Raw genomic sequence first — 25,117 nt, forward strand, 5'->3', positions numbered from 1 at the left:
TTCAATATTTAATTATCTTTTTTGTGTGTTGACTTTCGGAGGTTTTTAAAGTCATAAAATACAAACCACTTGGCATATGTTGTATATTAAAACTCTTTTTAAAGATAGTTGAATCATGTTGATTTATGAAAAGTTCTTCTATAATTTTCCCAGAATAATCTCTAAGTTCAATACTAAACTCTGAAGTTTTTTTTGTGTTAAAGTTTATTTGAATATTAACTTCACTAGACGCAGGATTTGGATATATATTAAAATCTAAATCATCTGATTCTATTGGTTGTATAAGTTGTAAAGGCAATTGAGTTTGACTTCTATTGTGCTCTCCACAAATATCATAATCCATACAATCAACTGTGATACAAATTTTTGAAGTATTTGTGTAAAATATAGGTTGTGAATCAAATACAATACTTGCTGTATTTAGAATACAATCAGTCAGATTTGTTTTTGTGCAAATTTTAAAAGAAAAATACGTAGATGCCTGATCATAAGAATATTCAATTGGTCTTGTTTGGTAGGTTCCAGGTATTATCTGGTTTGTTCCTGGGAGGTTTATATTTAGGAAATTAAAAAAAGCAGAGCCTCTTTCTTCATGCCAAGTAGGTTGCACTTCATAATCAATCACTGCAATTTTGTCTCCTACTAAAGAAGATTGCAATATATCTTTTACATATACATCTTTTGCATAATTTTCACCATCATTAAAAAAACCAACGGTATAGACAAGTTCTTGTTGATCATTCAAGCTAGCTTTAATACAGTCTTTATTTACAATTTTAAAATTAGGGTCGTGCGGATATCTACGTGTTATAAGCTTTTTTTGGCTTGTAGTTTCTATTCCATTAGCAGCATATTTTACTTCTAAATCAAGTTTATCTCCAACCATTCGTAATGTGGTAGCTGGAACGTATATATAACGCACTTCATCAACATCTAAGCTAGTAAACGACCAAGTTAATTTTTGATTGTAATGTCCAGTAGATAATATTGATGATGGTTGAGCTTGTTGACTTGCCCAACCTTGGAGTACTTTTATTTCTGAAGTATCTACTTGTATATCATCTGTGTTATATGAAAATTCGATAAAACCATTTGAAATAGTTTGACTTGTTGTGTTTTTAAAAGCGATTATGTAAAAATTTTGATAACCGCTTGCTGTTGCCCAACTTGTCATTAGATCAATATTTCCAGTCATATTAATGATTGGATTTAATTGTGTATTTGGATTTCCAGTTATGTTGTTAGGTGTTATTTGAACAATTCTTTTTGGTGGTAAATGCGGATCATATGCTTTGGCAAAATACATCTCATTTGTATATGTTAACCCATTTGGATGATGATCAAATATATGAGTTGGTTCATTTTGCGTACTAAATGTTCCATCACCAAATATGGTGAATACATGTGTGTTGTTCCCAGCTTTTTCAACATCAAATGTAACAACTCCATTATTGTTTATAATAGGATTTACTATTGGATTGAATTGTGCATATCCAGAAATTATAAAACACATCCAAACAAAAGATGTGATTATTAAATTATGTGTTTTTTTCATGTTTATTTTTTTAAAAATTAGATAAAATATTGCAATTCTTTAGCTATTAAATAAACAATCAAATATCACATAACCTATTTATAGATTATGTGATACCTTATTGATTGAAAATTACTTTTTGATTAATTTTTTGACTTCTTTTTTAGAGCCAAATTCAATTGATAAAAAGTAAATTCCTGATGTATATTTAGAAATATCTAAACCATATGCTGCAGTAGCATTAATTGCTTTTTCGTTTAGAATTGTTTTTCCAGAAATGTCTTTAACTGTAATAGAAAATGTTTTCACTTTTTCAGCATGCATAGGATCAAGAGTTACCGTATAGTTTCCGTTTGAAGGATTCGGATATACATTATTATTCATTTTTTCTTTTTCAAATTTCCCTATATCTCCGTTAATGTATGGAGCTTCTCTTTTAAAACTACAATACACAGGAACTGGGACATTGGCACAGTTTCCATTGTAAAAGCGTAATGTAATATTTGTGATGCATTTTGTACAGCTTCCTTCAAAGCTAGTGTATGTTAAACATAATAAATCGCCATTTCCACCATTTCCAAAAATATCATATCCGCCATTTGGATCAGTCAAGGTTAAATTTGTAAATGTTTGTCCTGTAGCATTATTAACAAGTTTAAAACCATCAATATTTTGTTGACAATTAGGATCAATAATAGTTGATAAATCAAAACTTGTAGTACCAGCACACCAAGTTGCATATACATTTTGTACTACAGGTTCGGCTAATTTGTACACAACAGTACAGATACAGCCTTGTGGAGAAGTATAGCTTACTGAATATGAATTGCCTGGTACATAGGAAACCCACATAGAAGGGTCAGTTGTGCGAATGGCAGTATTATTTACATAATAATCGTAATAACCACCACTACCATTTCCGCAAGCTTCAATTAGTAGTTTACCATCTTTTGAAGGACAAAATTCTCTCACGATTTCTTCTTCTTTTTGAATTCTAATATTTAAATATAATATACAACAATCAGGATAGGTAACTTTTAGTAACGCATCTTGAGATAATGACAAAGGCGCATTTGGAGGATACGAAGTATTGGTAATCATATCTTCAATGGCTAAAATTTGACCACTACATGGATCTATAAAGTCAAACTGACTAATGTCAAATGATTGTCCGCATTGTAGTGTAATATCTTCAAATTTGTTGATTTCTTCTTTTATAGAAAAATCATAATAGTATGGATAGGTGTTTCCACAGTCATCGTCGTAAATAAGTGTAACACGATATTGTTTTCCAGCTTGAAAACCATTCCACAAGGTTTTTAGATTTATTAGAGGTGCAGGACCAACAGCTGAAGGAGATGTGTATTGTGTAACAAGTCCACCAGCAGTGATTTCTGAAATTTCCCATTGATAATCTAATACATTTGAAGGAACATTTAATGGTACTATTGCATCACTTTCACAATAATCGTTTTCCATTACTAAAGGATTTGGATCAACAACAATATTTATATGCTCTGAAACAATAATGTCGTCTATCGTCATTTCTGCCTGACTAAGTCCATTGAGTCTTGGTTGTGCCATATATGGAAAAATCCAGAGGCGTTCATAATCAGCAGTAGGAGTGTATTGTACGGTTACAGTTGTCCAATTATATAAATATGATCCCATAGTGTCTTGATAGATAATATCTCCATTAGGAGTTGCTGTTACATTTCCAATATTATTAGTTGCAACAAGATTAAATGTAGCAAGATTGGCAACATTTGGATCATTTGTGTTACGATCGCCAGTTTTGATTCTAAAACAAATATTATAGGTAACTCCTCGTTCAAAATTTACACGAGAAGCAATAGCTTCTCCAACACCTTCTACAGACCACATCCATGCAGATCTTGTACCATTATAATCTATTAAACTTGGTGTGCCATCTGGACTTACCCAGTTTTGTACACAGTTATTTACAAAAGGATTTAGTTTACAACTTGCATTGCTAAAATCTCCATTTACAATAATACTATTTGTAGGGTTGCAACAAGGACCTTGTGCGTGTACAGTGAATGTTGCGAATATCAGTAAAAATAATAGGCATATTTCTTTTTTCATAATTGTTTAAATTTAAGATGTGACAGATTAATTTTGTGTAATTTCAACAACAAATTCACCATATTCACTATTGGAATAATCAATAGGATATGCTCCTGGAAGAATAGTAATTTCTTGAACATCAGTGTCGGGAAGAAGTAATTGTGAAATTTCTTGACCTATGTATAGTTCTCCTTCTATATTTATTCTTGTTTTAAATAATTCGTATAACTCCTCTGCAGTAATGTCTGAACCGCTAAGCATGTTAATTCCATCTTGTATTTCTTCAAAAGGAGTAGGTTCGCGAAGTATTTGCACCTGTAAATGATTTTCATCAATTAAAGAGAAATATACAGGAGTTCCGCCATGCTCATCAGTTAATTGGAAATCTTCGATATCTGAATTGATAGGAGTAAAATCACAGTAGCCTAAATTAAAACAAGTACTTCCTGTATAGATACCGTTTTCATAGTGTTTTGTTCCTTCTAGCGGAAGCCAATAAATTATTAATTGCGATATTTCATATGGATTAAGACGCTGACTAAGGTTACTGTTCTGTTCATCTCTAGTATTGTTTTTTAAATTGTCAGTAGTGTCATTTGTACATGCTAAAAAGATCATGCAAACGAGTAAAAATAAAATTTTTGTGGTTTTCATAAAATAAATGTTAATGATTAATAGATTGTATTTGTCATATAACCATCGTAAAAATCAAACGTGACATTTTTTTTAGTCACATCACCGTAATTTTTTATTTATACTACCGATGACCACTTTTTTTCTTTAGTTTTATAGAGAATTATGAAGCATCAACCTACCGAAAATAATACTGAGAAAAATCGCGCGAATGCGAATCAAAATTTTGGACTGAAAGAAGAGGAGTTTGATGAAATGCTTCAAGCAATGCAAAAAGGAGATGAAGATTTGTTTGAAAAAATATTTTTAGCTCAGTTTGAAGAAACAATCGCTTATTTAATGCGTCGTTATAATGCAGACAACGCTATGGCGTATGACGCTACTATGGACGCTATGCTTAAGTTTAGGAGAAGATTGCTTGAGGGAAAAATCACATATTATAACATGCGCTTTTTGTTTACACAAATGGCTGGTCAGTTTTTAACAGATGCATTTAAGAAAAAGAATAAATTATCAGAAATACAAGAAGATAATAGGGTAGAAGATGAGTATGAAGAGATTGACGATGTAATTTTAGATTATTTAGATATCGCATGGAAAGGACTAGGTGAAAAGTGTAGTAAGTTGTTGGAAAATTTTTATTATAAAAAAATCACCTTAAAGGAACTTGCAGAAACATTAGGGAAATCTGATGCTGCTTTACGAAAACAAAAACAACGATGCTTAGAAACATTACGTTCCTATTTTTTAAAACATTATAAACACTAATCATAGATCGTATTTGCACGATATAGAAGTATATGCAACATAAGAAATATACAGAAGGAGAAGAATTGTCAGCAGATGAACTTGAATCAATTAGTGAAACATTGATTCAGGCTAAGTTTGATCGTGATAAACGAAAAAAATGGGCGCAACGTTTGAAAGAAGATTATAATATTGACAAGGAATCTATACAAAAGAAACCAGTTTTTAGACTTTCAAAACTTGCCATAGCAGCTATGATTGCGTGTGTTTTTGGAATTGTAACTTATGGAATTATTACAACCACAATGTCTAGTTATGATAGCTTTGTGAAGAATTCTATTGAAAATTTAATTACTATTGATAATCATGCAGTTGTAACACGTGGTGATTCTGTAGTGGATGCGCAAGTTTTACAAGCTATTGAAGCGTATAAAACACAACAATATGATAAAAGTATTGAACGTTGGAAAACTATTATTACTTCAGGAAAAATACAAGGGTTTGCTAGTTATAATATAGCTTTATGTTATTTACAAAAAACACCTTCTTCTCCAGAAAAAGCAATTAATTATTTAATAGAAGCTAGACAAACGAAAACGATTCAAGAAGAAGCTAATTGGGCATTGGCATTGGCATATCTTGATGTAAATCAGAAAGAGAAAGCAAAAGAAGTTTTACAACAAATTATTGCTAGTAAGTCGTATAAGTATAAAAAAGCGGAAGCGTTAATAATACTCCTATAAAAAGATAAAGCGAACAGAAGTTCGCTAGGACATGATTATTGTTAAAAATTATCTGGTGGCACTCCGTCGTCGTCACCATGATCACCTCCATAAATGCATTGACAATTTTGAATTTCGAAATTTTTAAGTTTTTCTAACATACGATCAGTTTTATAAAATTAATATGATTGAAATTAATAAGAATTAAGAAAGTGATAAAAGAAAGTAAGTCGTCTTTTATAAATCACGGATCATTTGTGTAAAATAAAAAAGCATCAACTTTCGTCAATGCTTTCGTATTTGTGTTATGTAAGGATTATTATTTTCCTCCGAAAAGACCACCTAGCAATCCGCCAAGTCCGCCTCCGCTATTTCCGTTTCCTTTTTTGTCGCCACCTAGGAACATTCCAGCGATATCATCAATAACGCTACCATCATTATCAGCATCTAATATTGCTTCAATGAATCCTTGTTGTCCTTGTTGCTGTTGTTGGTTTTGTCCGCCACCTAGTAAACCACCAAGTAAATCTCCAATACCACCAGAACTTTGAACGTTTTGTTGTTGTTTTTGCTTTCCTAATACTCCCATTAAGATTGGAGCAGCAACTTTTAAGATGTTTCCAATTGAAGATGCATCCATTCCAGATTGCTTACTGATTGCATTTTCAACATTTTGACGACGATCTCCAAGTACGTGACCTAGGATTCCATCTCCATCATCTTTTACTTCTTGGTCAACACCACCTCCAAAAAGGCTTCCTAAGTTATCTAGAATACTTCCGTTGTGTTTACTTTCTAAAGCTCTATTTAATCCTTCTGCACCTTCAGGTGAACTTGCATTTCTTTTCATTGCTCCCATAAGTACAGGTAACGCCATACTTAATACTGAAGCTGTTTTGTTTTGATCTTGTCCCACTTCATTACTCACACCGCCAATGATTTGTTTCCCCAAATCACTATTTAATAAATCTAAAATTCCAGACATTTTACAAATAATATTTATTGTTAATATGTTAACAAGATAGTAATATTCTGTAAGACTTTAAGTATGCATATATGTTTTTTATGTTAATTGTCAAAATGCATAAATATCAGATGAAGCGTTTCTTTATCCGATTAAAAACAAAAAAAGCACTCGTTTTGAGTGCTTTTAGGTTGTATATATGAACTGAGTTTTATTTTTCAGTTTTCAATATTGCTGTAATTTGAGAAGCCAATTCTAAACCAATTCGGTCTTGTGCTTCGTTAGTTGCAGCTCCAATATGTGGAGTTAAAGACACGTTCGGGTTCATTAATACCTTGATAGCAGGTGTTGGTTCATTTTCAAATACATCTAATCCTGCAAAAGCTAGCTTGTCTGAATCTAAAGCATTAATTAAAGCTACTTCATCAATTACACCACCGCGTGCTGCATTTACAATTCCGGCACCATTTTTCATTAATCCGAATTCCTTCTTACCAATAATATAATCTTTCTGTGCTGGAACGTGTAATGTTATAAAGTCTGAATGTTGTAAAACATCTTCCATAGGTTCAGTATCAATTTCAACATTGATAAATTGTCCATTATAGAAATCTACCTTTACGGTTGCTTTGCTAATGAATTTGTCAGATGCAATAACTCTCATCCCTAACCCTAAAGCAATTTTAGCTACTTCACGACCAATACGTCCAAAACCAATAATTCCTAATGTTTTTCCACGCAATTCAGTTCCTTTAGCATATGCTTTTTTCAAGTCTTTAAAACGAGAATCGCCTTCTAATGGCATGTTTCTGTTAGAGTCAAATACGAAACGAACACCATTAAATAAATGAGCAAATACTAACTCAGCTACAGAACTAGAAGAAGCAGCTGGTGTATTGATAACATGAATTTCTTTAGAACGTGCATATTCAACATCAATATTGTCCATTCCGACACCACCACGACCAATGATTTTTATACTTTCGCAGGCATCAATGATATCTTTACGAACTTTCGTTGCACTTCTAACCAAAAGTACATTTATTTGGTTTTTATTGATGTAATTGATTAATTGTTCTTGGGCAACTTTTGTAGTAATTACTTCGAATCCGTCTTTTTCAAGCGCATCAACTCCGCTTTGAGAGATTCCATCGTTTGCTAATATTTTCATGATTTAATTTAAATATTCAAAGATTAAATGATTGAAAGTTGTTTTGTATTAAGCTTTACTTTCGAGAGCTTGCATTACATCAACTAAAACTTGTACACTTTCTAAAGGAAGTGCATTGTACATAGAAGCACGATAACCGCCAACACTTCTGTGACCGTTTAGTCCATTGATTCCTGCCTCAGTCCACATAGTGTCAAATGTTTCTTTTAACGATTCGTCTGTTAGTGTGAATGTTACATTCATATGACTTCTATCTTCTGTAGCTACTACACCATTAAATAATGGGTTTCTGTCTATTTCATTGTAAAGTAATGCAGACTTTTGCTCGTTGATTTTTTCAATAGCAGCAATTCCTCCCAAGTTTTTCAACCATTCTAAGGTTAACATCGAAACGTATACTGGAAATACAGGTGGCGTATTGAACATACTATCTTTTCCAATATGTACGTTATAATCTAGCATTGAAGGAATAGTTCTGTTCACTTTTCCTAAAATTTCTTCTTTTACAATTACTAAAGTAGCTCCGGCTGGACCCATATTTTTCTGTGCTCCAGCGTAGATTAAATCAAATTTTGAAAAATCTAACTGACGTGAAAAGATATCAGAACTCATATCGCAAACCAACGGAACGTTTGTTTCGGGAAAGCGCTTCATTTGTGTTCCAAAAATGGTATTATTACTTGTACAATGGAAATAGTCCGCATCTGAAGGAATTTCAAATCCTTTAGGAATGTATGTAAAACCTTTGTCTTTAGAAGAACCGACTTCTACAACTTCTCCAAAAAGATTCGCTTCTTTAATCGATTTAGTACTCCAGGTTCCTGTGTTTAAATAAGCAGCTTTTGTATTTAATAAGTTGTACGCTGTCATTAAAAATTGAGTACTTGCACCACCTTGTAAAAAGAGTGCTTTGTATCCTTTTCCTTCCAATCCTAATAACTCTAATGCCAAGCTACGGGCTTTTTCCATTACAGCTACAAAAGGTTTGCTTCTGTGTGAAATTTCAATTAAAGAAAGATTATCATCATTAAAGTTTAAAACGGCTTCAGAAGCTTTTTGTAGTACTTCTTGCGGTAAGATGCATGGTCCTGCGCTAAAGTTGTGTTTTTTCATTGTATATGTTGTGTGTTGTAGTAATTAATTTGAATGCAAAGTTCCTAAATTATGAACGAATTGTTGTTATGAATTTGCTAAATATTTTATGAGAGTAGTACAGATAATTCATTTTTAGCATCTTTTATCAGCACTAATTTATTCATGATAATCATTTTTTTCAATTTCATTTTCTATGAGTAAGAGCAATTCGTTGAGTTCTTTGATTGATGTTTCGTAAAAAGCCAATCCTTTACCTCGCATTGCCATAGAAAGAGTTAGTATATTTCTAAACTTCGAATCTTTTGAGAGTTCATCATAGTTATTAGGTTTCAAAGCTACAGTTTCGCCTTCTAGTAAATAACTTAAATGCTCAGTAATAAACGGTAAGGTTACATTTTCAAATAATGACCATTCTGCTTTATCATAATCATTTATAATAAAACCAAGTGTTGATTCGTGAAATTTTATAACGCCTTCTTTTATCTCTTTACTTTGAATAATACGGATACCTTCAATTTTAAAAATTTCATAAGTAACAAAAGTAGGTAATGGACTTTCCCAGTTTGCAATAGCAGGAAATAAGGTGTCCATTGCTGAGGTATATACCGTATTTTTGTTAAGATGATCAAGTGCAATTTCTAGGTTTGATTTAGATATTTTATTTGCTTTTACGTCTCTTTCTAGTTCGTCTTTAGTGGCAGATAAATCTCTGTGTAAGTTTTGAAGTATATTGTATTCATGCTCATTAACCTCTTGTTGTGCTTTCCAACCATCAATTTGTAATGCAAGCAGAATTCCCACAACTACAAGAATAATTTCACCAACCGCATACGCCAAGTATTTTCTGAGTTTACTATCTTTTAGGAGTTGTTGACGTATTTTTTGAAAGACTTTCATTGTGGTTATAGCTTGCGTAGATGTAATTTTTTCAATTACTATCTAAATTTGTTAAAAAAGTAAGTGTATCAACACCATCAGCATAATCATGTAATTCAGGATGTTGCGTTTGTCCAAAAGCGATTTGATTTTCTATGTTTACATCAGCTACAATACATTGTATGTTTTCAGCGTCAGCATGTAATTTTTCTTGTAATGAATTTAAATCGTCATAATATTCATAAAAAACAGTTGCAATAGGAGAAGCATATTTTTCATCTTCTTTAATCATTAAAAAACCATTTTCTAAAATATCAAACAAACTCATTAAATATACAGCTTTATTATAATCATAGTTGTTTGCATATTTTGCACTATTCATAACGTCACTTTTGTTGTACATTCCGCCAAAGAAATTTTGAAAATCATAATCTTTTGGAACAAATACTTTAGAAACACTTCTACAACCTAAGCCGAAATAAGTAAAAATATCGTCGCTTAAATCTGTAAGCTGCGCTGCTGTTTCGTTTCCAGTAAGAATGGCAACAGAATTTCTGTTTTTGCGAATAATATTGGGTTTGCCTTTAAAATAATATTCAAAATAACGAGCCGTATTGTTACTACCAGTAGCTATAACAGCATCAAATCCTTCTAATTTTTCTTGTGTAAATGTAATTTTTCCTTTAAAACTTGGTTCAACATGTTCTAAATATTTAGCTAAGTAGGGAAGTAGATGCTTATCATTTGAAGATTGTTTTACTAATACTTCATGACCAGAAATTAACACAGATAAAAAATCATGAAAGCCTACAAGTGGAATATTTCCAGCCATGATGATGGCAACTTTTTTAGTAGAAACACCTTGAAGTTGATACTTTTTTGTCCAGTTTTCTAGATTTTCTTGTTGCAATGCTTTTGCCCAATTACCGATAGCAAAGCGAAGATTTTCTTTTGTAAACCAGCGATTACTTTCTTGTGTAAGCTTAAGTTGATGCTTCATTCCATCAAAAAATGGATCATTAAGATTTATTGAAAAGTCAGGTTGTGGATTTTCGGTTGAAAATTGTGATAAAAAGTCACCTAATTTTATAAAAGCGTTAATTCTTTCTGCTAAAGCCATCTGAATTTGTTTATGAATAGTTTTGGCGTTATTTTTGTAAAACTAAAATTACACCAAAATTTGTTTTTGGCGAATTTATAAAACTTTTACCGCATTAGTGGTAGTTGATAACAAGATTGTAAACGAAAAGAAAAAATAATGGCAATAATTATAACTGACGAATGCATCAATTGTGGAGCCTGTGAGCCAGAGTGCCCAAATACAGCTATATATGAAGGAGCAGATGATTGGCGTTATTCTGATGGAACTTCTTTGAAAGGAAGTGTTGTACTTCCTGATGGAAAAGAAGTGAATGCAGACGAAGCGCAAGAACCAATTTCTGACGAAATTTATTATATATCTCCAGATAAGTGTACAGAATGTAAAGGATTTCATGAAGAACCACAATGTGCTGCGGTATGTCCTGTAGACTGTTGTGTACCTGACGAAGATATTGTAGAAACAGAAGAAGAACTATTAGGAAAACAAGCCTTTATGCATCCTGAAGGTTAATTTGTAATTCAGAGTTATGAATTATCAATGTTGAAAAATTAATTTTTTTATACTGAAAAACTAGAAAGCCACTCACGTTACTGTGAAGTGGCTTTTTTGTTATTGATGATTTTGTTTATGTTACAATGGAAAATCTATACTTTAGTTGTGACTTACTTAAATTAGATGATTTAAGGTGATATCAGTTGTACATGTGTTTATTTGGTGCTTAAATTGGCATAAATAATTAATTTAAAACTTTATATCATGTTAAAAAACTTGAAAAATTTAAAAGGCGCAAAAGCAATTTCGAAAAAAGAACAACAACTTATTATTGGAGCTACAGGTACACCATTTAATAATCCAACGTATTTTCAATGTTTAAGAACTTGTGGTGGTTCTTGTACAGGCTCGGGTAATTGTTATGAGATGGAAAAGTAGTATATGATGAATGTTGATTCATATATGAGGAGTATATGGGTAATCTTATATTGAATTAATATTCTATAAAAAGCAAAAAGCCACTTATGATAACATAAAAGTGGCTTTTTTTGGTTTTGGGTTGGTTGTTAATTGTTTATATATCTTCGAAATTTACATCTGTAAAACTTCCTGAAGCAGCGTCTCCACCTTGATTATCTTCGGTTACATACTCTCTTTTGAAGTCTTTTTGATGACGTTCAGAAATTACTTCTTCACCTTTTTCATCTACAATATAAGCTGTCATTTCTCCTAATATTTCTGAGAATGCTGCAAAATCTTCTTTGTATAAATAAATTTTGTGTTTTTTGTAATGGAAAGATCCGTCGTCGTTAGTAAACTTTTTACTTTCAGTAATGGTTAGGTAATAGTCGCCAGCCTTGGTAGCTCTGACATCAAAGAAATAAGTTCTCCTTCCTGCCCTCAATACTTTAGAGAAAATTTCTTCTTTCTCTAATAATTCTTTTTCACTCATAATCCCTTTTTTCTAAAATTTAGTTGTTTGTTAATCTCCCTCAAAAATGAAAAAAAAAAATTAACTGAACAACAAAATCTTACAAATCTTTTTCTGAAAGCTGTTTCAAATAGAGTTCTTTAAAATAGCCATCTTGTTCTATCAGAGTACTGTAGCTTCCATTTTGAATAATATGTCCGTCATCTAATACAATGATCTTATCTGCATTTTTTGCTGACGAAATTCGATGACTTACGATAATTGTTGTTTTATCTTTAGTCATACGTTCAATGTTAGATAAAATTTCTTCTTCTGTTTCGGTGTCAACAGCAGATAAACAATCATCTAGCAATAATATATTAGGATCTTTTATAACAGCACGTGCAATAGAAACACGTTGTTTTTGTCCACCACTTAAGGTAACACCTCGTTCTCCTAAAATAGTATCATAACCTTTTTTGAATCCGATAATGTTTTTATGAACAGACGCAAATTTTGCAGCAGCTGCAACTTCATCATCAGTTGCATCTTCTTTTCCAAACTTGATATTATCTTTAATTGTTTCAGAAAACAGAAAAGCATCTTGCGGAACAATACTGATAGCATTTCGTAAACTATTTAAGTTTAACTGTTTTAATGCATTTCCATCAATTCGAATGCTGCCTTTTTCTATATCATACATTCTACTAATTAAATCTAAAATAGTTGTTTTCCCTGATCCTGTTTTTCCAATAATAGCAAGTGTTTCTCCAGATTTTAAAGAAAATGAAATGTTTTTTAATGCAGTAATATTTGTATCATCATAGGTAAATGAAACATCTTTAAATTCAATATTTCCAATGATTGGTGTTATTTCTGTAACTTCATTTTGAATTTCAGGAAGTACTTTTAAAAATTCATTGATACGTTTCTGAGAAACTTCAGCTTGTTGTACAATGGAAGTTACCCAACCAATCGTAGCTACAGGCCAAGTAAGCATATTTACATACATAATAAATTCGGCTAGTACACCAAATTCTATCGCGCCATTAATATATTGTTGTCCACCAATGTATATTACTAAAATATTACTAGCACCAATCAGTAAAATCATCATTGGAAAAAACCAAGCATTTACTTTTACCAAATCCATACTTTTTTGCTTTCCTTCAATTGCCATAGCGTTAAAGGTTTGTTTGGTTTGTGGTTCTATTCCGTATGCTTTTATCACAGAAACACCTGAAAAAGATTCTTGTGTAAATGTGGATAATTTTGAAAGAAACTGTTGTACAATAGCGCTTCGTTTTTGAATGGCTTTACTTAATTTGTAAATTAAAAATGATAATATTGGAAGTGGAACTAAGGTATAAATAGCAACTTTTGGAGCTGTAATAAACATTAACGGAATTAAACAAGCAAATAGCGTGATTGTACGAATACTATACATAATTGCTGGTCCAGCATACATACGAACCTTTCCAACATCTTCACTAATACGATTCATTAAATCACCTGTACGGTTCTTTTTGTAAAAATTAGTAGACAGGTTTTGATATTGCTGATATACTTCATTCTTTAAATCATATTCTACATAGCGTGAAATATTGATAATAGTTTGTCGCATTAAAAAAGTAAAAAAACTTGCCAAAGCAGCGGCACCTATCAAAATTAAGATATTCATAAATAACTCATCTTCCACAAATGCGATATCTGTAATTTCTTTTTGAATGTATTTATCGACTACTGTAAGTGAGTTTCCAATAAGTTTTGGGGCAAAAAGTGCAAAAATTTGTGCAATAACTGTAATTAATATTCCTAAAAGTAAGCGTCCTTTATACTTTGCAAAATATTTATTTAAATACTGTAATTCTTTCATTTTCCTAAATTAGCAAGGGTTTTCTTTGAATTCTTTTGAAAAATATTCATTTTAACAACAAGTTTATTGCATATTTTTTAATTATCACTATTTTTGCACTCTATTTTTTATAGATAGTATAATCTAATATAATATACATGGTTACAGACGTTATACACATAAATGAATTACACAAGGTAGATCCAGTATTTGGTCAGTTATCTTTTGATAACCACGAACAAGTTGTTTTTTGTAATGACAAAGATACAGGATTAAAAGCAATAATAGGAATACATAACACAGTTTTAGGACCTGCTTTGGGAGGAACCCGAATGTGGCAATATAAGAATGAATGGGAAGCCCTAAATGATGTACTTCGTTTATCACGTGGAATGACGTTTAAATCAGCAATAACAGGTTTAAATCTTGGTGGGGGAAAAGCGGTTATTATTGGAGACGCTAAAACACAAAAGACTCCTGAATTAATGAAAAGATTTGGTGAGTTTGTACATTCATTAAGTGGACGTTACATTACTGCAGAAGATATAGGAATGGAAACTGCTGATATGGATTTAGTACGAGATGTAACTCCATACGTAACTGGAATTTCAGAATCAAGAGGTGGTGCAGGAAATCCTTCACCTATTACTGCATACGGAGTTTTTATGGGAATGAAAGCTGCTGCTAAATATAAATTTGGTTCAGATGTTTTAGAAGATAAAAAAGTATACGTTCAAGGAATTGGACATGTTGGAGAAGCATTGGTGGAGCATTTGTCTAACGAAGGTGCAAAAGTAATTATTGCCGACATTAATGAAGAACGTTTACAAGTAGTAAGCAAAGCATACGGAGCCGAAATTTACAGAGGTGAAGATATTTATTCAGAAGAAATGGATATTTATGCACCTTGTGCTTTAGGAGCAACTATAAATGATAATAGTATTAACAAGCTAAAAGCAAAGGTAATTGCCGGGGCAGCTAACAATCAATTAGCAGACGAAGTAAAACACGGAGCTATGTTACGTGAAAGAGAAATTGCTTACGCGCCAGACTTCTTAATTAACGCAGGAGGAATCATTAACGTATACGCTGAGTTGGAAGGATATGGGAAAACAGAGATTATGCGTAAAACCGAAAATATCTACAATACAACTTTAGAAATATTTACACATTCAGAAGTAAATAATTCTACAACACACAATTCTGCATTAAACATTGCATTAGATAGAATAGAAGCTAGAAAAAAAGAAGCTAATAAATAGTTACTTTATTCAAAATAATTATATTTTTGCGGGGCGAAAGGATGTAATCTTTTCGCCTTTCATTTTGGTGAAACTTAAGCTTTGTAAAGAGATATACATAAAGTTATAAGTTGAACTAATTTTGCTAGAAAGTACTATTGCAATGAAATATCATTTTATTATATACAATTAAAGTTCTTACTTAGATGCTAACAAGAAGACATATTCGAGTTAAAGTAATGCAGTCCATATATGCATTGTCACAATCACAAAGTGATCAAGTTGATAAAGAATTGAAGTTTATCAATATGAGTATTGCGAATATGCATGATTTATATATACTTACACTAGATTTATTTGTAAAATTAAGTGAGTATGCAGCGAATCAACTTGCGCTTTCGCAGAAAAAATACTTAGCGACTTCAGAAGATAAAAACCCAAATAGAAAGTTTATTCAAAATGCAATCATTCGTCATTTAGTTGAAAATGAAGAATTAAAAGAAGCATTAAATAATAGAAATTTAAACGATTGGGAATTAAACGATGAATACATTCGTGTTATTTTTGATGCAATGGTTGCAAGTGATTTGTATAAAAAATACATGGCAGCAACAGAGACAAACTATGATTTAGACAAAGCCTTTGTTGCAAAGTTATTCTCAGAAGTAATTGCACCAAATGAGAAATTATACGAATACTTTGAAGATCAAAAACTTACTTGGCTAGATGATATTCCAGTAATTAATACATTGATTTTAAAATCAATAAAGCAATCTAGAAAAGGAAAGGAAAAAATCTTTTTGTCAGAATTATATAAAGATGATGAAGATCGTCAATTTGTGAAAGATTTATTCACGAAGACAGTATTAAATGATGAAATGTTAACTGCTGAAATTCAGGGAAAAACACCAAACTGGGATAAAGACAGAATCGCAAACTTGGACTTGATTGTCTTAAAAATGGCAATTTGTGAATTTTTAAAATTCCCTTCAATTCCTGCAAAAGTGACTATAAATGAATATATTGAGCTCGCTAAAGAATATTCTACATCGAAAAGTAGTATGTTTGTAAACGGGATTCTTGATAAATTGATTAAAGAATACAAAAAAGAAAATAAGTTAAATAAAATCGGTCGCGGTTTGATGTAACGAAAACAATTATTAAATTTACCATATCTAAATTTTAAACACTATTATGATCAGAAAAGGATTTATACTATTAGGAGCTATGTCGCTTGTCTTATTCACATCATGTAAAGACGACGCATCAAAAAAAGTAAAAAGTGAGAACGTTGCAGAAGCAGCAGAAAGAGATGCACAATCAAAGAATTTTGCAGCAATGACGTTTGACAAAACGGAGCATGACTTTGGTAAAATTAACGAAGGAGACCAAGTTGAAACTACATTTAAGTTTACAAATACTGGATCAACACCTTTATTAATTACAAATATTAAAGGAAGTTGTGGTTGTACAGTTCCTAACGATTGGCCAAGAGAACCTATCGCACCTGGAGCAGAAGGGCAGTTTACTGTAAAGTATAACTCTACTAACAAGCCAAACCTTAAAACAAATACAGTTACGGTTACAGCGAATACTGAAAAAGGTAGAGAAATTGTTCGTATCAAGGCATTTGCAAACCCTAACCCTGAGTTAGAAGCTAAAAGAGCTAAAGCAGCACTTGAGAGAGAAGCTAGAATGAAAGCGCAACAAGAAGCACAACAAAAAGCAGCAGCTACTAAGAAAGCAGCAGCAGCAAAAACCGAAGGGCATAATCACTAAAATGGAAGGAATTTTACAGCAATGGCCTTTATTATTAATGGTGGTAGTCGTATACTTTTTTATACTATCGCCTAGTATTAAACGTCAAAAGAAGGAGAAAAACTTTATGACTTCTATCAAAAAAGGTGATCGTGTGATTACTAAAAGTGGAATTCATGGAAAAATAGTCGAACTCAATGATAAAGACAATACCTGTGTTATTGAAACTGGTGCCGGGAAAATTAAATTTGAACGCGCAGCACTTTCAGCAGATGCAACATTGAGAGTCAATACTCCTGAAAAAAAATAAATACGCTTATTAAGCATATATGGAAAAGCATCGTGAAAACGATGCTTTTTTGTTTTATGTTATTTTCAGAAAAAGCTTAACTTTAGAAGTATATTAATTAAAGTAGGATAGTTATATGAAGATAAATATTGATCTCGATTCTTTGAATTTTGTAAAAAGCATAACTGGCTTATTGGAGAAGTCTTACAACAAAATTACAAACCTCCAGAAAAAGAATAAACTAAATGCTATTGCAAATCAAATTTCTCGTTTGGTAATACATAAAACTAAATATATAGCTGTTTTAAAACAGGTGGTTTCGTCAGGGGAAGAAGAAGTTGATTTATATGCTATAAACTCAGCTATTGCAATAGCTGAGAAAGATACAGCAAAATTAAATGAGATGTTAGAAGCATATGATTTAGACGCTTCAAAATATACATTTTCATTAAAACACGGTTTAGAAAAGTTAACCATGCTAAAACAAATTAAGCTAAATGAACTTAAAGAAGTTATTTCAAATAATCATTCAACATCTATCGATTTAGATAATATGATTAAAGAATTAACATCTTTTGAAGATAAATGGATTGCTTTAGGAAAAGAAATTGACGTATTTATAGAAAAAAAATTATAAGGAGAGTATAAAATAAAAGTAAAAATAAGTTACAAAAACTAGCGATACTTATCATTTAAACCTTTTCCTTCCAGAATCATAGGAACAATTTTTTTCAAACGACTTTCTTTAGTAGCTGCTCTTTTTGCTGTAGCAATATGTTCTGCATATTCTTTTTGTTTGTAATTGGATAATGCTTCAAAGGCAGTTTTTAAACTAGTATTTGTATCTAACGCACTTTTTAATTCATCTGGTATAATAAATTCAGTGCTTTTTTTCTTCATAAGAACCGTTTTTCCTGCTTTTTTATACGCAAGAGTTTCATCTATATAGGTTTGTATTAAAGACTCAGAAACAGTATCAGAATCCATAAACTTCCAATGACGCATGGCTTGTGTTTTTCCTTCTTGCACATTTACTAAAACATTTGCTTCATCTTTCAATAAAGCTCCTTGAAAAAACCACAAACTTATATGTGTTTTAAACGCGCCTAAACCAAGCAAGTTTTTTCCATCTATCATATATACAGGTAAACTCCATTTGAAACCTTCTTCAAAATCTGGGTTTTTAAGAATAATACTTCGTAGCAAGCGTAACTTGTCTTCCCATTGCGGGAAACTTGAAATATAAGATTCGACAGAAGTATATTTTTTCATGATCTTTAAGTTTAGACTAAAATAAAAAAAAGCAGCTTTATGTAAAGCTGCTTTTGTGTAATTCTATATAAATGTTATTCTTGTTTCATTGTTACAATGCGTTGTGCAAAAGGCGCATCATAATCGGCAGCACCAAGTGCTTCTACAATTTTTTGACGAGTATCCCAATATACATCCCAATAATCTTCGCAGTTAGCGTAAGGCATTGCAAGCAATTCAATACCATTAGTGCCTAAGTTATTCACGGCAACTCTCGGTGCAGGATCGTTTAGTACTTTGTCATCATTATTTAAAACTTGGAACACAATTTCTTTCGCTTTCTTAATATCAGTTCCATATTGAATTCCGAAAGGCATGTCAATACGTAAGTTCCCTATTTGTGTAAGATTTGTGATTTTATTAGCTGTAATGGCACCATTTGGTACAATTACAGTTTCATTCTGAAATGTTTCAATAATAGTTACAAACACAGAAATTTCTTTTACAAAACCGAAAGCATCATTCGTCTTAATTAAATCTCCAACTTTAAAAGGTCTGAAAATTAGTAACATCACACCAGAAGCTAAATGCCCTAAAGAACCGTTAAAAGCTGCTCCAATAGCAATTCCAATACCTGCAATTAATGCAGCAAAAGAAGCAGTAGGAATTCCGACAATTCCAGCAATAGAAATTAGTAAAACAATTTTAAGTATAAAACCAATCAAGGTGAGGAGGAAAGGGCGTAATGTTTCATCTACATGACGTGTTTCAAATGCTTTTGAAATCGCTTTCATAAGCATTCTAATAATCCAGAAGCCTATAATTAATGCAGCTAACGCGCCAATTAATTTCAATCCCCAATCGCCAATTCCAACTGCAATTGAATCGTAAAATGTACCTAACGAATCTGTAATTGTATTTCCCATTATTTTTTGTTTTTAAGGTTATATATCCAAAAGTAATAAACACTAAGTTAGTTAAATTCTTACAAAACAATAAAATAATAGTGATCGATGTATGACTATAAAAAATCGGTCAACTCACAAATATGTACTACTTTTTATACTTTTTTGCAGTCAGTTCAGTAATTTTTACAATAACATCAATGGCACTCATAATACTTTCTACAGGAACATATTCGTAACGTCCGTGAAAATTATGTCCACCAGCAAAAATATTTGGACATGGTAAGCCCATAAAAGATAATTGCGAACCATCTGTACCACCGCGAATTGGTTTAATAATAGGTGTAATATTTAATGCTTTCATTGCTTCTTCAGCAATTTCTACAATATGAAATACAGGTTCTACCTTTTCACGCATATTATAATACTGATCTTTTAAAACCAAGGTTACAGGATCGTATGAATAACGACTGTTGATGTCAGCTGCAATTTTTTCAAACAATTCTTTACGTGCTTCAAACTTTGCTTTGTCATGATCGCGAATAATATATTCTAATGAAGATTCTTCAACACTTCCTTTTGTGGTGTGTAAATGATAAAACCCTTCACGATCTGTAGTTTCTTGTGGAACTTCGTGTTGCGGTAAAGAATTGATAATTTCATTTGCGATCAAAATAGAATTAATCATTTTCCCTTTTGCGTATCCAGGATGTACAATTTTTCCTTTAATGTCTATCTTGGCACTTGCTGCATTGAAGTTTTCGTATTCAAGTTCTCCAATTTCGCTTCCGTCCATCGTATATGCCCAATCTGCTCCAAACTTTTCTACATCAAATTTATGAGCACCACGACCAATTTCTTCGTCTGGAGTAAAACCAATGCGAATTTTTCCGTGTTTTATTTCAGGATGATTAATTAAGTATTCCATTGCAGAAACAATTTCACAAATTCCAGCTTTATCATCTGCGCCTAGTAAAGTTGTTCCGTCCGTAGTGATTAAGGTATTTCCTTTGTAAAGTAATAAATCTTCAAAATAATCTGGAGAAAGCACAATATTTTGTTCAGCATTCAAAACGATATCTTTTCCATCGTAATTTGGTACGATTTGCGGATTTACATTAGCACCAGTAAAATCTGGAGATGTATCAAAATGTGAAACAAAACCGATTGTTGGCACTTCATGATCTACATTGCTAGGCAGAGTTGCCATGATATACGCGTTTTCGTCAATAGTAACATCAGACAAGCCAATTTGTTTCAATTCGTCAACTAATAAGTTGGCTAAATCCCATTGTTTTTTTGTACTCGGAGTTGTTTCTGAAGTTGGATCAGATTCAGTGTCAATAGTTACGTAACTAATGAATCTATCTATAATATGTTGCATGTGTAATCTTTTTTTCAAAAATAAGATATTTTGAAAACCATATCTATTATTATGAGATGAAATTTGTAACTTATTGATTTTTAATATGAAAAATAATTCAATTTTAGTTTCCTTGTTTGGAAACTTTATTGTAGTTTCGCATCATGGAAACCAAAGAAAAGTTAAAAAAAGAAATTACAGATAGCTTCGGAGAGTTGTTATCCAATGACAATTATCCACCGATAGCAGGTAGAATATTAGGGCTTTTTTATACATCTGATCAGAAGTATTTCACTTTTGAAGAAATAAAAACAGCTTTAAACATTAGTAAAAGTGCAACTAGTAAAGCATTATCATTTTTAAATCAAATTAATGAAGTTGCGTATACATATGATGAACATAATAAGCGTTTGCGATTATTTTATCTAAATATTGAAGGATTAGTAAAACGAATTAGTACAGTGTTGGAAGCGTATAAGTTGCAATCTAAATTGTTTGAACAAGTACTAAATTTAAGGAATGATGACAATTCTACATTAAATAATTATATAGAAAAAAGTATTCTATTTAGTGAAGATGTTTTAGGTTTTGTACAACAAAAACTTGAATTTCATTTTGAAGATATTTTAAAAGACAAAATCATATTATGAAAAACCTTTTTTCAATAGCACTATTCCTATGTGCTACTTTCACTTTTGCCCAAGTAAAAAAATCTTACGATGTTGGAGTTCTGTTAGATAACAGAACGAAAGATATTGACCCTTTAATTATACAAATTGAAAATCAAATCAAAGCCGTTGTAGGAGAAGATGCTGTCATTAATTTTTCAGAACAAAACATTCTGGTAAATAATTATGACTTACAAAGGGCACAACAAAACTACACGACACTTTTACAGAATGAAACAGATATTATTTTGGCTTTTGGTGTTATGAATAGTGTAATTATAAATAAGCAAACATCCTATGTAAAACCTACAATTTTGTTTGGAGCTGTAAATCAGGATATTGCAAATGTTGATTTGTCTAAGAAAACTTCTGGGATAAACAATTTTACGTATTTGATAGAATCAGATTCATATAAAGAAGATCTAGAAAAACTTAAACAACTCACTAATTTCAAAAAAGTTGGAATTATTATAGAGCAACAGTTGGTAGATGTATTGCAATTACATAAAACCTTTACACCTATGACAAAAGCTTTAGAGGTTGATTATAAGATTATTCCATTTTCTTCTGTGTCAGATATTACAAGTAATTTGACAGATATTGATGCGGCTTATATTGCTGGTGGATTTTTTCTGAAAGATGAAGAAGTAAAACAATTAGCGAAAGCGTTTATTACTAAAAAAATTCCATCGTTTACTATTAACGGAATCGATCAGGTTAAAGCAGGAATCATGGCTACAAATCAAACAGAAGATAACTTTGATCAATTCATGCGAAGAATTTCATTGATTATTGAAGCCTATGTTAATGGAACGCCGCTTTCTGAGCAATCAGTATTTATAGAATACAATTCGCGCTTAACTATAAATTATAATACAAGTGAATTGGTAAGTGTACCTATAAAATATAGTTTGATTAATGATACAGATTTTGTGGGAGATTTTAAAAACGCGATCTCTGAAAAGCAATATAATTTACTAACGGTAATAGAAGGGGTTTTGGATAAAAACCTTTCATTACAATCATTACAAAAAGATATTGATCTTACAGGGCAAGATGTAAAAACTGCTAAAAGTAATTATTTGCCAAGTCTTACTGCAGCTGCTTCAGGAACTTATGTTGATCCAAATTTAGCAGAAGTGAGTAATGGACAGAGCCCTGAATTTTCAACGGCAGGAAATCTAACATTGCAGCAAACGGTTTTTTCAGAATCGGCAAATGCAAATATTGACATTCAGAAAAATTTACAAAAAGCACAACAAGAAAATTACAATGCAGAAGAACTGAATACAATTTTTAATGCTTCCAATGCATATTTCAGTACGTTAATTTTGAAAGCGAATGCACAAATACAACTTCGTAACTTAGGATTGACTAAGCGAAATTTACAATTAGCAGAACAAAATTTTGACGCTGGACAATCTGGAAAATCAGATATGTTACGTTTCCGAAGTGAAATGGCACAAAACACACAATCAATGGTGGAAGCTGTAAATCAATTAGAGCAAGCTTTTGTTTTATTAAATCAACTTCTTAATAATCCAATAGCTACTGAAATAGACATTGAAGATGTAGAAATGGATAAAGGAATCTTTAAAAACTACAATTACGATCAAATCACTGAGTTGTTAGATGATCCTAAACTAAGAGAACCTTTTATTGAATTCCTAATTGAAGAAGCAAAGAAAAATGCACCAGAATTAAAAGCCTTAGGCTATAATTTAGAAGCTACCGAGCGTAATATAAAACTAAATGGAAGTGGGCGTTTTTTACCAACGGTTGCGTTGCAAGGACAGTACAACCGAACATTTAGTCGTTCAGGAGTTGGCAGTACTTTTCCAACAGGTTTTCCTGCCGTTCCAGACGGAAACTATAATGTAGGGCTCAATATCTCGATTCCCATATTCAATCAAAATAAAACAAATATCAATCAGCAAATAGCGATCATTCAAAAAGATCAACTAGAAATAAATCGTGATAATACAGCATTGTCAATCTCAGCAAATGTTAGAAACAGTGTACTAAATCTTGTCAATCAAATTTCTAATATAGAACTCTCTAAAGTATCAGAAGCAACTGCGCAAGAATCACTAGAGTTAACACAAACATCTTATGCAAATGGAGCCGTAAATGTTGTACAACTTTTAGATGCGCAAAACAATTACTTAAACGCTCAATTATCAAGAACGAATGCTGTATATAACTATCTAATCAATGCGTTGGAGCTAGAACGTTATTTAGGATATTATTTCTTGCTAAATTCTGAAAGTGAAAATGTAGCTTTTAAACAACGCTTTTTAGAATTTTTAAACAATAAAAACTAATCATCTACCGCAAAAATCTCATACTCATGAAGCATTTATATAACATATTACTAATAATATTCGTATTCACTTTTACTTCTTGTGGAGAAGAAGAAAAGAAGCAAGAAATCGTAAAACGTCCTGTAAAATATCAAAAAGTTGGTTATTTAGGAGGTGAAAAAATTAGATCATTCAGTGGAACTGCACAAACGGATAAAATCATAAAAATGAGTTTTCGAAACTCTGGTATTATCACAGAATTAAATGTGAAACTTGGACAGAAAGTCAAAAAAGGACAATTGCTTGGGAAGTTAGACAATGTTTCTGCTCGTTTGTCATATGAACAAGCGTTAACACAAGTAAATAGTGCAGAATCACAAGTAAACACAGCAAAATTAAGCTTAGATAGAGTGCGTGTATTATATGAAAAAGGAAGTACATCGTTAAGTGATTTTGAAGCAGCAAAAAATTCATATAAAACAGCATCTGAAAGCTACAAATCTTCAAAAAGAGGATTGGCTATTCAGCAAGAGCAAATTCGTTATGGATATTTATATGCTCCTGAAGATGGAACAATAGCAACTGTTGATGCAGAAATTGATGAAAACGTATCTACAGGGCAATTAATAGCTACACTAAATTCTGGAAACGAAATGGAAATAACTATTGGAATTCCTGAAAGTGTAATTAATGGTGTGAAAAATGGAATGAATGTATCAGTAGATTTTTCTTCGTTAACTAATGAAAAGTTTGAAGCTAAAGTAACGGAAGTTTCTCCAGCGGTAGATCAAAATACAGCAACTTATCCAGTACGTGTAACGCTAAACAATCCTACAGATACAATAAAAAGTGGAATGACAGCAAACGTAACATTTGATTTTGGAGATCGAAAAGTAAATAACAAAACCTTAGTTGTCCCTGCAAATGCTGTTGGAGAAGATAGTAATGGACGATTTGTGTTTTTAATTGAAGGAGAAGGAGAAAATGCAAAAGTGAAAAAGCAAAAAATAACAATTGGAACATTGACGCCTGAAGGATTTGAAATAAAATCAGGATTAACAGTTGGGCAAAAAATTGCGACTGCCGGATTGCAAACTTTATTAAATGGTCAAGAAGTTAAATTACAATAATCGGTCAACACAATAATCAT

25 protein-coding genes are annotated in these 25,117 nt (G+C 31.6%); 12 read left to right on the forward strand and 13 right to left on the reverse strand.

The window, feature by feature from the left end:
- Position 1: 1 nt before the first annotated feature.
- From Q0828_RS10715 to Q0828_RS10725, 3 genes are all read right to left on the reverse strand, one after another.
- On the reverse strand, positions 2-1,555 hold the full coding sequence (locus Q0828_RS10715) for a T9SS type A sorting domain-containing protein (protein WP_298420423.1): 1,554 nt from the start codon (positions 1,553-1,555) through the stop codon (positions 2-4).
- A 111-nt stretch (positions 1,556-1,666) separates the two neighbouring features.
- The gene (locus Q0828_RS10720) at positions 1,667-3,640 is read right to left on the reverse strand and encodes a T9SS type A sorting domain-containing protein (RefSeq protein WP_298420425.1); all 1,974 of its coding nucleotides are present in this window, start codon (positions 3,638-3,640) and stop codon (positions 1,667-1,669) included.
- A gap of 27 nt (positions 3,641-3,667) precedes the next feature.
- Complete coding sequence (locus tag Q0828_RS10725) at positions 3,668-4,276, reverse strand: hypothetical protein (protein WP_298420427.1); 609 nt, start codon at positions 4,274-4,276, stop codon at positions 3,668-3,670.
- A gap of 144 nt (positions 4,277-4,420) precedes the next feature.
- On the opposite strand from Q0828_RS10725, the gene Q0828_RS10730 reads away from it, so the two are divergent.
- Positions 4,421-5,023 (forward strand): sigma-70 family RNA polymerase sigma factor, encoded by a 603-nt coding sequence (locus Q0828_RS10730; protein WP_298420429.1) that lies wholly within the window; start codon positions 4,421-4,423, stop codon positions 5,021-5,023.
- A gap of 32 nt (positions 5,024-5,055) precedes the next feature.
- The gene (locus Q0828_RS10735) at positions 5,056-5,745 is read left to right on the forward strand and encodes a hypothetical protein (protein ID WP_298420431.1); all 690 of its coding nucleotides are present in this window, start codon (positions 5,056-5,058) and stop codon (positions 5,743-5,745) included.
- Between the two features lie 298 nt (positions 5,746-6,043).
- Here the strand turns inward: Q0828_RS10735 and Q0828_RS10740 are convergent, their stop codons facing one another.
- From Q0828_RS10740 to Q0828_RS10760, 5 genes are all read right to left on the reverse strand, one after another.
- Positions 6,044-6,709 (reverse strand): DUF937 domain-containing protein, encoded by a 666-nt coding sequence (locus tag Q0828_RS10740; RefSeq protein WP_298420432.1) that lies wholly within the window; start codon positions 6,707-6,709, stop codon positions 6,044-6,046.
- A gap of 190 nt (positions 6,710-6,899) precedes the next feature.
- On the reverse strand, positions 6,900-7,859 hold the full coding sequence (locus tag Q0828_RS10745) for a D-2-hydroxyacid dehydrogenase (RefSeq protein WP_298420434.1): 960 nt from the start codon (positions 7,857-7,859) through the stop codon (positions 6,900-6,902).
- A gap of 48 nt (positions 7,860-7,907) precedes the next feature.
- A complete protein-coding gene (serC, locus tag Q0828_RS10750) occupies positions 7,908-8,972 on the reverse strand; it encodes a 3-phosphoserine/phosphohydroxythreonine transaminase (protein ID WP_298420436.1) in 1,065 nt (354 codons plus the stop codon).
- Positions 8,973-9,110: 138 nt separating this feature from the next.
- Positions 9,111-9,851, reverse strand: a complete 741-nt coding sequence (locus Q0828_RS10755; RefSeq protein ID WP_298420438.1) for a hypothetical protein — start codon at positions 9,849-9,851, stop codon at positions 9,111-9,113.
- A gap of 31 nt (positions 9,852-9,882) precedes the next feature.
- Positions 9,883-10,950, reverse strand: a complete 1,068-nt coding sequence (locus Q0828_RS10760; RefSeq protein WP_298420440.1) for an acyl-CoA reductase — start codon at positions 10,948-10,950, stop codon at positions 9,883-9,885.
- 138 nt (positions 10,951-11,088) lie between these two features.
- Between Q0828_RS10760 and Q0828_RS10765 the strand changes: the two genes are divergently transcribed.
- Positions 11,089-11,442 carry a 4Fe-4S dicluster domain-containing protein gene (locus tag Q0828_RS10765; RefSeq protein ID WP_298420442.1) on the forward strand — a complete coding sequence of 118 codons (354 nt, stop codon included), beginning with the start codon at positions 11,089-11,091 and terminating at the stop codon, positions 11,440-11,442.
- A 246-nt stretch (positions 11,443-11,688) separates the two neighbouring features.
- Complete coding sequence (locus tag Q0828_RS10770; RefSeq protein WP_298420444.1) at positions 11,689-11,862, forward strand: hypothetical protein; 174 nt, start codon at positions 11,689-11,691, stop codon at positions 11,860-11,862.
- 136 nt (positions 11,863-11,998) lie between these two features.
- Here Q0828_RS10770 and Q0828_RS10775 read toward each other — a convergent pair whose 3' ends face one another.
- Both Q0828_RS10775 and Q0828_RS10780 read right to left on the reverse strand, forming a co-directional pair.
- The gene (locus tag Q0828_RS10775; protein ID WP_298420446.1) at positions 11,999-12,376 is read right to left on the reverse strand and encodes a PUR family DNA/RNA-binding protein; all 378 of its coding nucleotides are present in this window, start codon (positions 12,374-12,376) and stop codon (positions 11,999-12,001) included.
- A gap of 79 nt (positions 12,377-12,455) precedes the next feature.
- A complete protein-coding gene (locus Q0828_RS10780) occupies positions 12,456-14,210 on the reverse strand; it encodes an ABC transporter ATP-binding protein (RefSeq protein ID WP_298420448.1) in 1,755 nt (584 codons plus the stop codon).
- Between the two features lie 137 nt (positions 14,211-14,347).
- Here Q0828_RS10780 and Q0828_RS10785 point away from each other — a divergent pair, with 137 nt between their 5' ends.
- From Q0828_RS10785 to Q0828_RS10805, 5 genes are all read left to right on the forward strand, one after another.
- Positions 14,348-15,451, forward strand: coding sequence for a Glu/Leu/Phe/Val dehydrogenase dimerization domain-containing protein (locus Q0828_RS10785; RefSeq protein ID WP_298420449.1), 1,104 nt, complete (start codon positions 14,348-14,350; stop codon positions 15,449-15,451).
- Between the two features lie 185 nt (positions 15,452-15,636).
- Entirely contained in the window at positions 15,637-16,578 is a 942-nt protein-coding gene (nusB, locus tag Q0828_RS10790; protein WP_298420451.1) for a transcription antitermination factor NusB, read from the forward strand.
- A gap of 46 nt (positions 16,579-16,624) precedes the next feature.
- On the forward strand, positions 16,625-17,209 hold the full coding sequence (locus tag Q0828_RS10795) for a DUF1573 domain-containing protein (protein ID WP_298420453.1): 585 nt from the start codon (positions 16,625-16,627) through the stop codon (positions 17,207-17,209).
- Position 17,210: 1 nt separating this feature from the next.
- On the forward strand, positions 17,211-17,498 hold the full coding sequence (yajC, locus tag Q0828_RS10800) for a preprotein translocase subunit YajC (protein WP_298420455.1): 288 nt from the start codon (positions 17,211-17,213) through the stop codon (positions 17,496-17,498).
- Between the two features lie 115 nt (positions 17,499-17,613).
- Positions 17,614-18,114: a hypothetical protein gene (locus Q0828_RS10805; RefSeq protein ID WP_298420456.1), complete on the forward strand. Its 501-nt coding sequence runs from the start codon at positions 17,614-17,616 to the stop codon at positions 18,112-18,114.
- 38 nt (positions 18,115-18,152) lie between these two features.
- Here Q0828_RS10805 and Q0828_RS10810 read toward each other — a convergent pair whose 3' ends face one another.
- From Q0828_RS10810 to pepT, 3 genes are all read right to left on the reverse strand, one after another.
- A complete protein-coding gene (locus Q0828_RS10810; RefSeq protein WP_298420459.1) occupies positions 18,153-18,749 on the reverse strand; it encodes a YdeI/OmpD-associated family protein in 597 nt (198 codons plus the stop codon).
- Positions 18,750-18,823: 74 nt separating this feature from the next.
- Entirely contained in the window at positions 18,824-19,654 is an 831-nt protein-coding gene (locus Q0828_RS10815; RefSeq protein WP_298420461.1) for a mechanosensitive ion channel domain-containing protein, read from the reverse strand.
- A 127-nt stretch (positions 19,655-19,781) separates the two neighbouring features.
- Positions 19,782-21,017: a peptidase T gene (gene pepT, locus Q0828_RS10820; protein WP_298420463.1), complete on the reverse strand. Its 1,236-nt coding sequence runs from the start codon at positions 21,015-21,017 to the stop codon at positions 19,782-19,784.
- 143 nt (positions 21,018-21,160) lie between these two features.
- Here pepT and Q0828_RS10825 point away from each other — a divergent pair, with 143 nt between their 5' ends.
- From Q0828_RS10825 to Q0828_RS10835, 3 genes are read left to right on the forward strand one after another with little or no spacing between them, the layout of a single operon-like run.
- Positions 21,161-21,646, forward strand: coding sequence for a hypothetical protein (locus tag Q0828_RS10825; RefSeq protein ID WP_298420465.1), 486 nt, complete (start codon positions 21,161-21,163; stop codon positions 21,644-21,646).
- Positions 21,643-23,988 carry a TolC family protein gene (locus Q0828_RS10830; RefSeq protein ID WP_298420467.1) on the forward strand — a complete coding sequence of 782 codons (2,346 nt, stop codon included), beginning with the start codon at positions 21,643-21,645 and terminating at the stop codon, positions 23,986-23,988. The genes Q0828_RS10825 and Q0828_RS10830 overlap by 4 nt, the downstream gene beginning before the upstream one ends.
- Positions 23,989-24,014: 26 nt before the next feature.
- A complete protein-coding gene (locus Q0828_RS10835; protein ID WP_298420469.1) occupies positions 24,015-25,097 on the forward strand; it encodes an efflux RND transporter periplasmic adaptor subunit in 1,083 nt (360 codons plus the stop codon).
- Positions 25,098-25,117: the final 20 nt, after the last annotated feature.

Origin of the sequence: uncultured Kordia sp., from assembly GCF_947496985.1 — a bacterium.
Lineage (GTDB): Bacteria > Bacteroidota > Bacteroidia > Flavobacteriales > Flavobacteriaceae > Kordia.

Bases quoted from the DNA above. Each gene is read 5' to 3' on its own strand.
- Q0828_RS10715 (WP_298420423.1), bottom strand. From the start codon at position 1,555: ATGAAAAAAACACATAATTTAATAATCACATCTTTTGTTTGGATGTGT.
- Q0828_RS10720 (WP_298420425.1), bottom strand. From the start codon at position 3,640: ATGAAAAAAGAAATATGCCTATTATTTTTACTGATATTCGCAACATTC.
- Q0828_RS10725 (WP_298420427.1), bottom strand. From the start codon at position 4,276: ATGAAAACCACAAAAATTTTATTTTTACTCGTTTGCATGATCTTTTTA.
- Q0828_RS10730 (WP_298420429.1), top strand. From the start codon at position 4,421: ATGAAGCATCAACCTACCGAAAATAATACTGAGAAAAATCGCGCGAAT.
- Q0828_RS10735 (WP_298420431.1), top strand. From the start codon at position 5,056: ATGCAACATAAGAAATATACAGAAGGAGAAGAATTGTCAGCAGATGAA.
- Q0828_RS10740 (WP_298420432.1), bottom strand. From the start codon at position 6,709: ATGTCTGGAATTTTAGATTTATTAAATAGTGATTTGGGGAAACAAATC.
- Q0828_RS10745 (WP_298420434.1), bottom strand. From the start codon at position 7,859: ATGAAAATATTAGCAAACGATGGAATCTCTCAAAGCGGAGTTGATGCG.
- serC (WP_298420436.1), bottom strand. From the start codon at position 8,972: ATGAAAAAACACAACTTTAGCGCAGGACCATGCATCTTACCGCAAGAA.
- Q0828_RS10755 (WP_298420438.1), bottom strand. From the start codon at position 9,851: ATGAAAGTCTTTCAAAAAATACGTCAACAACTCCTAAAAGATAGTAAA.
- Q0828_RS10760 (WP_298420440.1), bottom strand. From the start codon at position 10,950: ATGGCTTTAGCAGAAAGAATTAACGCTTTTATAAAATTAGGTGACTTT.
- Q0828_RS10765 (WP_298420442.1), top strand. From the start codon at position 11,089: ATGGCAATAATTATAACTGACGAATGCATCAATTGTGGAGCCTGTGAG.
- Q0828_RS10770 (WP_298420444.1), top strand. From the start codon at position 11,689: ATGTTAAAAAACTTGAAAAATTTAAAAGGCGCAAAAGCAATTTCGAAA.
- Q0828_RS10775 (WP_298420446.1), bottom strand. From the start codon at position 12,376: ATGAGTGAAAAAGAATTATTAGAGAAAGAAGAAATTTTCTCTAAAGTA.
- Q0828_RS10780 (WP_298420448.1), bottom strand. From the start codon at position 14,210: ATGAAAGAATTACAGTATTTAAATAAATATTTTGCAAAGTATAAAGGA.
- Q0828_RS10785 (WP_298420449.1), top strand. From the start codon at position 14,348: ATGGTTACAGACGTTATACACATAAATGAATTACACAAGGTAGATCCA.
- nusB (WP_298420451.1), top strand. From the start codon at position 15,637: ATGCTAACAAGAAGACATATTCGAGTTAAAGTAATGCAGTCCATATAT.
- Q0828_RS10795 (WP_298420453.1), top strand. From the start codon at position 16,625: ATGATCAGAAAAGGATTTATACTATTAGGAGCTATGTCGCTTGTCTTA.
- yajC (WP_298420455.1), top strand. From the start codon at position 17,211: ATGGAAGGAATTTTACAGCAATGGCCTTTATTATTAATGGTGGTAGTC.
- Q0828_RS10805 (WP_298420456.1), top strand. From the start codon at position 17,614: ATGAAGATAAATATTGATCTCGATTCTTTGAATTTTGTAAAAAGCATA.
- Q0828_RS10810 (WP_298420459.1), bottom strand. From the start codon at position 18,749: ATGAAAAAATATACTTCTGTCGAATCTTATATTTCAAGTTTCCCGCAA.
- Q0828_RS10815 (WP_298420461.1), bottom strand. From the start codon at position 19,654: ATGGGAAATACAATTACAGATTCGTTAGGTACATTTTACGATTCAATT.
- pepT (WP_298420463.1), bottom strand. From the start codon at position 21,017: ATGCAACATATTATAGATAGATTCATTAGTTACGTAACTATTGACACT.
- Q0828_RS10825 (WP_298420465.1), top strand. From the start codon at position 21,161: ATGGAAACCAAAGAAAAGTTAAAAAAAGAAATTACAGATAGCTTCGGA.
- Q0828_RS10830 (WP_298420467.1), top strand. From the start codon at position 21,643: ATGAAAAACCTTTTTTCAATAGCACTATTCCTATGTGCTACTTTCACT.
- Q0828_RS10835 (WP_298420469.1), top strand. From the start codon at position 24,015: ATGAAGCATTTATATAACATATTACTAATAATATTCGTATTCACTTTT.